This window comes from Nonomuraea turkmeniaca, assembly GCF_005889735.1.
GTDB classification, from domain to species: domain Bacteria; phylum Actinomycetota; class Actinomycetes; order Streptosporangiales; family Streptosporangiaceae; genus Nonomuraea; species Nonomuraea turkmeniaca.
The window spans coordinates 1-10,287 of the sequence record NZ_VCKY01000319.1; the positions used below are offsets into that span (position 1 = coordinate 1).

Below are 10,287 nucleotides of genomic sequence, written 5' to 3' on the forward strand. Positions count from 1 at the left end.
TCCTCGAACAGCGAACGCCACCCCTGATACAGCTCGCTCCGGGGGAGTTTCTTCTCGGAGTCCTTCGGATATCCCTCGACCACCAGGGCCCCCTGCGCGGCCGCGTACGACACGGCCCCGCCAGCAGAGCCGCCGCCACCCCCTGCCCGCGTCCCGCGCGGGTCACGTAGAAACAGGTGACCGACCACACCCCGGCCTCCTCAGGGGAGGCGGGTTTGGTGACGGGCGAGCGGAGCAGCCGTGCGTGCTCCTCACGCGGCGCCACAGCGCACCACCCCACGGCGCCCCGTCGAGGTACGCCAGCACCCCAGGCGCCCGCTCAGAGCCCTCCACGAGCGACTGGAGGCGCGTACGGCGGTCCCCCGCACCCAGGTCGCGGAACTCCGCCCCCGCCACCCGGAACCACATGCACCAGCAACCCGAATAGGCGCCGTTGGGGCCGAAAACCGTCTGTACGTCGTCCCACGAGCCGGCGGGCCGGATCTCGACGTCTGGCATTCGTCACATCTCCTCTGAAGTCGCACCAGCGTAATGGCCTTGCCGGTGTCGATGCGCTGACCTCTGGGTATTGTTGCCTCACGTGAGTACGCCGCGATTCCTCGACCTGCCTCCTGGCGTCGCACCACAGAAGATCGAAACGCCACTGGGCACGTTCGCGGCCCTGGAGGCACTTCCGGTCAGTGGTGTGATCGAGCGCTGGCCCGCGCTCCTCGTGCCCGGACTGACGGGCAGCAAGGAAGACTTCATCGCGGTCCTGATGACCCTCGCCCATTCGGGCCGCCGGGTGGTGGCCGTGGATCTCCGCGGCCAGTTCGAGACCCCAGGCCCGGACGACCCCGAGGCCTACACCTGCGCGGCGCTCGGCGCGGACATCGACATGCTGGCCCAGGTGATCGGTGGCGGCGATCCCGTGCACCTGGTGGGGCACTCGTTCGGCGGCCTGGTGGCGCGCGAGGCGGTGATCGACGGGCGGACGAGGTTCGCCTCGTACACGCTGATGAGCTCGGGCCCCGGGGCCATCGAGGGCCGGCGGGCGGTCAACGGCAGGAAGATCATGGAAGAGCTGCCCGTGCTGGGGGTCGAGCACGTGTGGCACCACAGGTTCGAGCCGGAGGCGCTGGCCGCCGACGTGCCGGACGAGATCGTGGCGTTCCTGCACCGGCGGCTGATGAGCAACTCGCCGACGGGCCTGGTGTGCATGGCCGAGCAGGTGTTGTCCATGCGGGACCGTACCGATGATCTGCGCCAGATCGAGCTCCCCACGCTGGTGTTGTACGGCGAGCACGACGACGGCTGGTCCCCCGAGGCCCAGTCGGAGATGGCCGCCAGGCTGGGGGCGGAGTGCGTGGTCGTGCCCGGGGCGGTGCACTCCCCCGCCGTCGAGGCGCCGGAGACGACCGCCGCGGCCCTGGTCAGGTTCTGGAACACCGCCGAAAAGCACTTCTTGGACACCAGGTCCAATGCCATGTAATTATGCACTTACTATGACGAGCATCCAGGAAATCGTCGTCCAGCCGCCGCAGAGCGCGACCTGGCAGGTGCACCTCGACCGCTCGATGTGGGTGGGCGGCGTACGCGGCCTCATGCTGCAGGCGCTGCACCCCCTGGCCATGCGCGGCGTCTGGCAGAACTCCAATTTCCAGGAGGACCCGTTCGGGCGGCTGCGGCGCACCGCCGACTTCGTGGGGCGGGTGACGTTCGGCAGTCCTGAGGAGGCCGACGAGATCGGGCGGCGGGTGCGCCGCATTCACAAGGCCCTGCGCATCCACGATCCCGACACGGGGCGCACGCACCGGGTGGACGACCCCGCGTTGTTGTTGTGGGTGCACTGCGCGGAGGTGTCGTCGTACCTGGAGGTGGCCAGGCGGGGCGGGCTCGCCGTGACCGAGCGCCAGGCCGACCAATACCTGTCCGAGCAGCGCAAGAGCGCCTCGTACGTCGGCCTGCATCCCGACGACGTGCCGGGCACGTGTGCGGAGATGGAGGCGTACTTCAAGCAGGTACGTCCCAGCCTGCGCGTGACGGAGGAGGCGGCCGCGACCGTGCGGTTCCTGCTGTGGCCGCGGTTGCCGCACGAGCTCAGGCTGCTGTCGGCCGGCAAGCCCGCCTACTTCCCCTTCGGCGCGCTGTGTTACTACACGCTGCCGGACTGGGCCAGGCGGATGTACGGCGCGCTGCCCGAGGTGCCCCGGGCCACGGTCACGGCCGGGCTGAGGGCGTTCCGGCTGGGCATGAACGCGTTGCCGGAGCCGGTGCACGACCACGCGTTCATGCCGGCCACGCGGGAGATGTTGCAGGCCGCGAGGGAGCGGCTGGGAGCGGCCGGGTACGACGTCGGCAAGGGGCTCAAGGGCCTGACCGATCCCCGCCGCTGGCCGACGGCGCTGGCTGCCTGACGGGCAGGAGCACCCCGCCCGCCAGCACGAGAGCCGACACGGCGATCATCGTCCATCCGGTGCCCGCCATGCCCGCCCGTTCGAACAGCACACCGAGCAGGGACGACGCGGTCGCGGCGCCGACGTACCTGGAGGCCTGGAACAACCCCACCGCGATCCCCGTGTCGCGCCGGCCGGCGTGCACGAACACCAGCGAGTTGAGTCCGAACTGGCTGAAGGCCGAGGCCACGCCGAGCAGCGACGCGGCCACCAGGACCATGCCGACGGGGCCCACGGCCGGCATCACACAGGAGCCGGCGAGCAGCAGGGCGGCGCTCAGGACGAGCACGGCCCGCATGCCCACGCGGGCGGCCAGCAACACCGCCACGGGCGTCATGACGATCGCCAGCGCGGCCATGGGCAGCACCAGCAGCCCCGCGACGTGCGCGGGCACGCCGGCCGAGCGCTGCGCCCACAGCGGCACCGCGAAGAACGCCGCATAGAACACCACGTTGACCAGCGCGAACTCGCCGCAGGTCGCCAGCAGCCGCGGGTTCGGGCGGGGCAGCACGGTCCGGCGCGGGCCGTCCACGCGTACCTTGGGCAGCCAGCGCAGCGCCACGGCCAACGCGACGGCCGCGAGCGGGACGTTCACCAGGAAGATCGCTCGCCAGCCCCACAGGGAGATCAGGAACCCGCCGAGCACGGGTCCGGCGGCGGCGCTCGCGGCCAGCACCATGGAGATCGTCGCGATCACGCGTGGCGGGGGCCTCCCGTCCTCGCCGGGCATCGCCGCCTGCACGATCGCCATGCCCGCCGGCATCGTGGCGCAACTGCCGAACGCCTGCAGGAACCGCACCACCAGCAGCACCGGGTACGTCGGCGCGAGCGCGGCCAGAACCCCGGTCACCACCATCGTCACCAGCCCGGCGCAGAACACCAACCGCGGGCCGAGCCGGTCCGCCAGCGTGCCCATCACCGGCGGCACGAGGATGCCGGTCAGATAGAACCCGGCGGCCAGCCACGTCACGGCGGCGATCCCGACGTGGAACTCGGCCTCGATGTCGGCCAGGGCGACGGCGATCATGGAGGAGTTGAGCGGGTTGAACAGCGAGCCCAGCGCTACTGCGGCCGGTAACCGGCCCACGCGTGTCACAAAAGGTCCATAACCACTGTTTCAGTGAGCAAACTGCGCCTGGCGGCGGGTGCGGGGCTACTCGGCGAGGCCGTCCCAGGGGCGGCGCTCAGGCGCGACCGCCTGACCTTCGGGGCAATGGCGGCGGAAGTCACACCACGAGCAGATCGGGCCGGGGTTGGGCGCGAACAACTCGTCGATCTCGGCCGGCACCGCCGCGGGCCCGACAGACTGCCGCTCCACCGGCGCCGACGGCCACCCGCCACCCGCCGCGGACCGGCCACCGGCCGCAGCGCCGCCCGCGGGTCCGGAGGAACGGCTGCCGCGGGGCGGTGGTGCGGCGACCACCTCCCGGTAGCGCTCGTCCGCCGCAGCCGCCTCCGTGGCGAGATCCTCCGCACGGCCCACATGCCTGGCGAGGGACTCGTCGGTGTGCCGCCACTCGACGATCTCGCCCGTCGGCAGGTGGTGCAGCTCGACGGTACGGCAGGGCGTGCGCATCACCGTGGACGCCGCGACCGCGTACACGGCCAGGGCGAGCGACGAGCGGGCGTCATCCTGGGTGAGCGGTCGGCGCCCGGTCTTGTAGTCGACCACGACCAACTCGTCCCCGCGCCGGTCGAGCCGGTCGATGCGGCCGGACACCGCGATGACCTTGGTGCGGGTGGCGACCGTGCGCTCAACGCCCACCGGATCATCCGACGGATCCAATGTCGCAACATATCCGGACACGAGGTCGCGGGCGCGCTGCAACCACCGGCCCGACTGCTCCGCGTCCCTGAACCCCTCGGCGATCCATCCGTTCGTGAGCAGGATGGCCGCCGTCAGCGGGGTCCTACGCTCGTACGGCTCCCGCCACCACCCCGCCAGCGCGTTGTGCACGCTCGCCCCGACGCTGTTGTGCGCCCAGGCGGGCCCCTTGGACGGCGCCGGCCGGTCCAGGTAGGTGAACCGATAGCGACGACGGCAGTCCAGCCAGGTGTTCAACCGCGACGGCGTGCACGAGTAGAGCCGCCGCGGCATGCCTTCCAGCGGAAGCTGCACTGCGTTCATTCGGCCTAGTCGTCATCCGGGTTGAGCTTGATCCCGGAGACCTTGGTGCCGTCGGGAAGCGGGTCGTCCTCGCCGCCGGTGTCGGCGCGGGTCAGCGAGCCCGAGACCCAGTCGTCGAAGTGCGGCTCGAGGTCGCCGATCGTGACCTCGTCACCATGGGCGGCCAGCACCCGCGTGTCGTGGGGCAGCGTGAACAGCCGCCCGCCGATCGAGGTCAGCTGGTCGGCCAGGGCCGGGTATTCGCCACCCAGCTTGCCCGGACCGTCGGCCTGCAGGGCCTCGCCGGTGAACACGGCTCCGAGTCCCTCGCAGTAGAGCGACACGCCCCCAGGGGTGACGCCCGGCGTCTCCATGACATCGAGCTGCACGTCGGCCACCTCGAAGATGCCGTCGTCCTCCATGTCGATGTCGGGCCAGGTCTCCGACCAGGTCTCCCGCCACAGAGGCTTGTCCTTGGGGTGCAGGGCGACCACGCCCTCGTCCCTGCTGGCCACCTCGATGGCGGCCCCGACGTGGTCGGGCAGGCCTGCCGTGCAGATGACGGCCAGCACCTCACGCTCGCCCACCTGCTCCATGATCTTCTCTGCGTCGCGGGCCGGGTCGATGACGATCACCTCGTCGTCGTCGCCCACGATCCAGGTGTTGTTCTCGACCTTGTGCTCGGTGCCGTCGATGTCGACGACGCCCTCGGTCACCACTCGCTCGATACGCGCTGTCACGCCTCCGAACTCTAGTCGGTCTGCCTGACAACGCGACTCGCTAATCCTCCAGTCTGGGGGAGAACGCGCCAAAAGGTACGTCAAGATCGTGATCCCTGGCGTCGATCAGCGAGAGCTCGGCGAGCGCGATCATGCACCCGGCGTCCGCCGGCCAGCAGATCGCCCACAACCAGTTGCCCGCCGCCTCACCCGCGTAGACGGCACGGTCGCTCTGGCCGTTCACGCACCACAGCGGGGTGGGATGACCGAGCACCTCGATCTTGGCATTCGGCGGGCCGGAGTCGAAACCCTCGCCGGGATCGGGGCCGCCCAGCCCCGCGAAGGACGCCCCCAGCCCGATGCCCGGCTCCTCGGCGATCACGAGCATGTCGGCCGGCCCTTCCATCAGCGATGGCCCGGTCAGCGCGACCACGCTGGCACGGGCGCCGGTGCGCTGATCACCCACTTCCGCGAAGCCGGTTACCAGCCACCCGGCCGGCAACGGCCACGGCAGCCACACGGGCACCACTGAGTTCTTGCGCATCGCCTCGAGCGCCGTGCTGGTCGGCGGCCACGGAGGCAGATACGGCAGGACATCACCGTGCGTGTCGCATCGATACGCACTCGACCAGGCGCTCGGCCCGTGAAGCGGGCCAAAACACCGCGGGCAGGTTGGAGCCGCTCTCACAACTACCCACGGTGCTTTCTCCAGTGCGGTCACGTCAAGGCCGCATCTCGTTATCACGTCGTAATCTTGGCCATGTGCGCGTAAATTGTGTTGGCGCGATCATCGTCGACGACGCCGGCCGGATTCTCCTGATCAAGCGGGGACACCCGCCGGGCATGGGCCTGTGGTCCATTCCCGGCGGCCGCCTGGAGCCCGGCGAGAGCGACGCCGCCGGCGTACGGCGCGAGGTCATGGAGGAGACGGGACTGCACGTCGAGGTGGGCCGCCTGGCCGGCACGGTGGACCGCCCCGGCCCCGGCGGCGTCACGTACGTGATCCGCGACTACCTGGCGACCGTGGCCGGCGGCGTGCCCGCGCCCGGGGACGACGCCGCCGACCTGCGCTGGTGCACGGCGGACGAGCTGGCCCGCCTGCCGCTCTCCGCGGGCCTGCTCGACGCGCTGACCGGCTGGGGCGTGCTACCTGCTTGACGTGAGGCTCGAACTCCACAGGATGAGGTGGTCGGCGTCGTACGTCGTGGACCGCCCCAGCGCCACGACCTCCGCCCCGGACACGGCCACCGCCGTCAGCCACTGCATCCCCTGCCCCGCCAGCCGATCCTTGGTCAGCGCCATACGGTTCCACGACAGGCCGTCCTGGGACGTCCAGGCCGCGCTGTCGCCTTCGCCCGGCACACCGTGCCAGCCGACCGCCACGAGACCCTCCTCCGCCGCGGCCAGGTCATGCACCGCGGCCGCCTGGTCCGCGGGCAGCCAGGCCGTCTGCCACGTCGAGCCCTCGTCCTCGGAGACGGCGGCGAAGGCCCGCCGCGAGCTCCCCGTCAGCGCCGTACCGATGGCCACCAGCTTGTCCTGATAGGCGGTGATCTGGCGGAGCCCGGCCGACGTGGTGTCCGGCGGGGCGACGCGGGTGCGCGCGCTCCAGTTGACGCCGTCCTCGGAGTACCAGACCACGCTGCTCTCCTGGTCGGCCGTCCCCGATCCGCCCACCGCCACGAACCCGTCCGCGGTCGCGACCGCGTCGTGGACGCGCACGCCGGAGCCGCCCTGCGGCAGCTTCTTCGACCTCGTGTACCTGCGCAGGTCGGAGGTGAACCACATGGCCGCGTTCACGGCGCCCGCCTGGTCGCGGTCCTCACCGGCCAGCACGTAACCCTTCTTGCCCGCGGCCACCACATGGGTGCCCAGGTACGGGCGGTCGGGCCGGCGGGTCAGGTCGCCCGAGACGTCCACCTTCTTCCAGCTCTCGCCGTCCTTGGAGGTGACGAGCAGGGGGTCGGTGATGGACGTGTTGGTCTCGGTGCCGCCGACGGCCAGCCATCCGCGGGCGCCGTGCGCCACGTCCTCCAGCCGTTGCCTGCCGGGGCCGCCGAGGCTCATGGACTTCCAGCTCTGCCAGTTCTTGATCGTCCACAGGCCGGCGTCGCCCGAGGCCGCGCCGACGGCCACGTACCGGCCGGCGAAGCTGGTGATGCCGGTGGTGTCGCGAGCGATGCGGGTCAGGCCCTCGACGTCGCCGAGCGGGACCCGCGAGGCCTGCCCTCGCGGGGTCGCGGACATGAGGACCAGCTGGTTGTCGACGTCAGTGACCGCCTGGTCGCCGCCGGCGAACAGGGTGCCGCCGTCGGAGATCGTGAACCCGCGCAGGGTCGCACCCGGCAGGTTGCCGAGGTCGGCCCGCTTGGCCCAACCGCGCCCGTCCGTGGTGGTCAGCACGGAGTAGCGGCCGAGGCTGACCTGCGTGATCGCCGCGACGCCCCCCGCATAGGAGATCAGCGACTCCACGCCGACGCTCTCGCCGCTCAGGTCGCCGATGGCGCCGCACTGCGACCACTCCGCCCCGTTCGGGGAGCAATAGACGCGTACGTCTCCCGTGACCGTCCGGTGCCGCGTCGGCACCAGCACGAACCGTTTGGGCAGCACCGCCAGCGTCCCGGTGTTCGGCACGGCCTCCGGCAGCTGGAAGCCGGTGGCCTGCCAGGTGCGCCCACCGTCGGCCGATCGGACCACCCGCGAACCCTCGCCATCCGCGGGGTGCCCGATCGCCACGACGGTGTCGCCCCTGGCGACCACGGCCTTGAACTCCCTTACCTCCAGCCCCGCGGTGTCGACCCGCTCCCACGTACGGCCGTCGCCGGAACGCCAGACCGCCGGCCCGGTCGCGCCGTCGTCCCCTGTCGCGCGGCCCACCGCGACGAACCCCGATGCCGTCCTGGCGATGTCGTGGATCTGGTCGCCGGCCCGGAACGCGGCCAGCCCCGCCGCCTCAACGGCCTGCCAGCTGTACCCGTCGGTGCTGGTCCACAGGCCGCGCTCGCCCGACTGGCCGTCGCCACCACTGGCCAGCCAGCGTCCGTTGCCGCCGACCACCCGCTGGACCGTGGTGGTGGAGGCGCCGTTCACCTGGCCCAGCTGCCAGTTCTTGCCGCCGTCCGGGGAGAACAGGAACAGCGGGCGCGGGGTCGGGCTGGTCGTGTCGCTGCCGACCGCCACCACGGCGCGGCCGACCGAGGTCATGTCGTTGAGTCGCTGGATGGTGCCGTCACCCGAGGCGGGGACGGTGAACAGCTCGTCCCCCGAGCGACCGGTTCCCGCCTCCAGACGCAGGCTGGGGGCCTCCTCGCCGGTCCACTGCCACACGAGCACGCCGGTGGCCAGGAGGACGGCGGCGGCCAGGGTCAGGACGACGGGGACGGCGCGGTTGCCCCTGCGCACCGGGCTGGACCTGCGTACGGCGGCGGGGGCCGGGCCTCGGTGGTGGCGGCCGCTCGACCCCTGGGGGCGTGGCGGGCCGGTGGCGACCAGGAGGTCCGGCCGCGTCGGCCGCCCCGCCGGCGGCCTCCCCACCCGCCGCACTTCAGGCTCGTCCTCGCGCCCCGTCCCGGTCTCGTCGGCCTCCCCGGCCTCGGCCCGCTCCTGCGCGATGGCAGGTTGTTGCGCCGCGTCAGATTGTTGCGCCGCGGGGCGCTGCTCGGCCGGGTCAGAGTGCTCGCTCCAGCCCTCACCCCTGCCGGGCTCCCCAGCGGACTCGTCGGCGGGCACCACCAGCCGGTACGGAAGCGTCCGGGGGTCCCGCCGGGCGGGCGTCTTCGGCTCCTGCGCGGACACCTCACGCGCCCCAGCCTCAGGCGCCGCGGCCTCGCGGGCACCCGCCTCAGGCGCGGCGGCCTCACGCGCCGCGGCCTCTTGCGCCTCGGCCTCGCGTGCCTCGCCCTCGCGTGCCTCGGCCGCGGGAGTGGCGGCGTCATGGGGAGCACCCTCGTCGGGGGCGGGCTGGTCGGGACCGGGTGTGTCGGCTTCGGCCGGTGGCCTCGGGGGGCCGCCGGCCACGAGTTTGTCCGGGCGGTTGACGATGCGCCGGGGCCGGCGGCGGGGCTCGGTCTCGGGCTCGGCCGTAGGCGAGCTGTACGGCATGCGCCCCTTCGGCGCTTCCTGCGGCTCCTCATCCGGCACGGGCGCGGAGAACGGCGGCATGCCCCATGGGGACGTCAGTGGTAAGCCCCTGGCCCGATCGTCGGTGGGACCGGGCGGGGAATGGCTGATCCTGGGCTCTGCAGAAGAGTGCGGTTCCGATGTGCCCTCGGAACGCGGGTCGTCGTCACCCGGCGGTCGCCGTGGCGGTTCGCTGGGGCCGGAGGCCACGCGCCGTACCTCCTAGTCGAACTAGTCGTACGGAAACGATCACCACGTGGGGACCGTTCCACATCATTTCGAACGTGTTGTCCTCACCCGACGAAGTATCACACGCGCCAACCCTTACCCCGCCGGACCGAAACGATCACCTCCGGGAGACCCTCGCCATCCCACAGCATCCAGAGCAGCATGAATGAGCCGGAATAGCGAGACCTCTCTAGCGAGATTCCCCGCACCTTCGACCCCATTTATCCCGAAACAGTGCTCAATGACCGCTTTTTCGCCAGATACAGAACTCCAAAGGCGTACGCACCCAACTGCACCACCACGCCCACAATCGCCTGCCACGGCACCACGACCTTGCTCTGGATCAAGGCGTCCTCGAGATCCCCGGCGGCCGCGCTCATCCCGAACGCCAGCATGTTGTTCATGACGTGCAGCCCGATCGCGGCCTCCAGCCCGCCGGTCCGCACCGCCAGCCACCCCATGACGGCCCCGAAGACGAACACATCCGCCAGCCCCATCCACGAGTACCCGTGCACCGACGCGAACAACGCCGCGCCGATCACGATGCCCCAGACCGGATTGCGTACGTGCGCCCCCACCGCCTGCAGGAGCCAGCCGCGGAAGACGTACTCCTCGGCGGCCGACTGGAAGGGCACCAACAGCACGATCACGATGAGCGCGGGCAGGAAGCGTTCCCACC

Annotated in this window: 9 protein-coding genes and 1 pseudogene; 3 read left to right on the forward strand and 7 right to left on the reverse strand. The window is 71.5% G+C overall.

Annotation, left to right across the window (positions count from 1 at the left end; genetic code table 11):
* Positions 1-188: pseudogene (locus ETD86_RS57650) on the reverse strand (GNAT family N-acetyltransferase); the annotation flags it as partial.
* 392 nt (positions 189-580) lie between these two features.
* Between ETD86_RS57650 and ETD86_RS49155 the strand changes: the two are divergent.
* Positions 581-1,471: an alpha/beta fold hydrolase gene (locus tag ETD86_RS49155; RefSeq protein ID WP_138673502.1), complete on the forward strand. Its 891-nt coding sequence runs from the start codon at positions 581-583 to the stop codon at positions 1,469-1,471.
* Positions 1,472-1,484: 13 nt separating this feature from the next.
* Entirely contained in the window at positions 1,485-2,396 is a 912-nt protein-coding gene (locus ETD86_RS49160; protein ID WP_138673503.1) for an oxygenase MpaB family protein, read from the forward strand.
* Here the strand turns inward: ETD86_RS49160 and ETD86_RS49165 are convergent.
* The 4 genes from ETD86_RS49165 to ETD86_RS49180 all read right to left on the reverse strand — a co-directional run bounded on the left by ETD86_RS49165 (position 2,347) and on the right by ETD86_RS49180 (position 6,006).
* Positions 2,347-3,522: an MFS transporter gene (locus ETD86_RS49165; protein WP_138673504.1), complete on the reverse strand. Its 1,176-nt coding sequence runs from the start codon at positions 3,520-3,522 to the stop codon at positions 2,347-2,349. The genes ETD86_RS49160 and ETD86_RS49165 overlap by 50 nt on opposite strands.
* Positions 3,523-3,588: 66 nt before the next feature.
* Complete coding sequence (locus ETD86_RS49170; RefSeq protein ID WP_138673505.1) at positions 3,589-4,563, reverse strand: RecB family exonuclease; 975 nt, start codon at positions 4,561-4,563, stop codon at positions 3,589-3,591.
* Positions 4,564-4,568: 5 nt separating this feature from the next.
* Positions 4,569-5,282, reverse strand: a complete 714-nt coding sequence (locus tag ETD86_RS49175; RefSeq protein ID WP_170223714.1) for an MBL fold metallo-hydrolase — start codon at positions 5,280-5,282, stop codon at positions 4,569-4,571.
* A gap of 40 nt (positions 5,283-5,322) precedes the next feature.
* Positions 5,323-6,006: a DUF6758 family protein gene (locus tag ETD86_RS49180; protein ID WP_342779358.1), complete on the reverse strand. Its 684-nt coding sequence runs from the start codon at positions 6,004-6,006 to the stop codon at positions 5,323-5,325.
* 17 nt (positions 6,007-6,023) lie between these two features.
* Here ETD86_RS49180 and ETD86_RS49185 point away from each other — a divergent pair, with 17 nt between their 5' ends.
* Complete coding sequence (locus ETD86_RS49185; RefSeq protein ID WP_138673506.1) at positions 6,024-6,419, forward strand: NUDIX hydrolase; 396 nt, start codon at positions 6,024-6,026, stop codon at positions 6,417-6,419.
* Here ETD86_RS49185 and ETD86_RS49190 read toward each other — a convergent pair.
* Both ETD86_RS49190 and ETD86_RS49195 read right to left on the reverse strand, forming a co-directional pair.
* Positions 6,408-9,422: a DUF6242 domain-containing protein gene (locus ETD86_RS49190; RefSeq protein ID WP_138673507.1), complete on the reverse strand. Its 3,015-nt coding sequence runs from the start codon at positions 9,420-9,422 to the stop codon at positions 6,408-6,410. The genes ETD86_RS49185 and ETD86_RS49190 overlap by 12 nt on opposite strands.
* Before the next feature lie 407 nt (positions 9,423-9,829).
* Positions 9,830-10,287 (reverse strand): CPBP family intramembrane glutamic endopeptidase (locus tag ETD86_RS49195; protein WP_138673508.1); only part of this gene is annotated, 458 nt, incomplete at its 5' end.

Bases quoted from the DNA above. Each gene is read 5' to 3' on its own strand.
- ETD86_RS49160 (WP_138673503.1), top strand. From the start codon at position 1,485: ATGACGAGCATCCAGGAAATCGTCGTCCAGCCGCCGCAGAGCGCGACC.
- ETD86_RS49170 (WP_138673505.1), bottom strand. From the start codon at position 4,563: ATGAACGCAGTGCAGCTTCCGCTGGAAGGCATGCCGCGGCGGCTCTAC.
- ETD86_RS49190 (WP_138673507.1), bottom strand. From the start codon at position 9,422: ATGCCGCCGTTCTCCGCGCCCGTGCCGGATGAGGAGCCGCAGGAAGCG.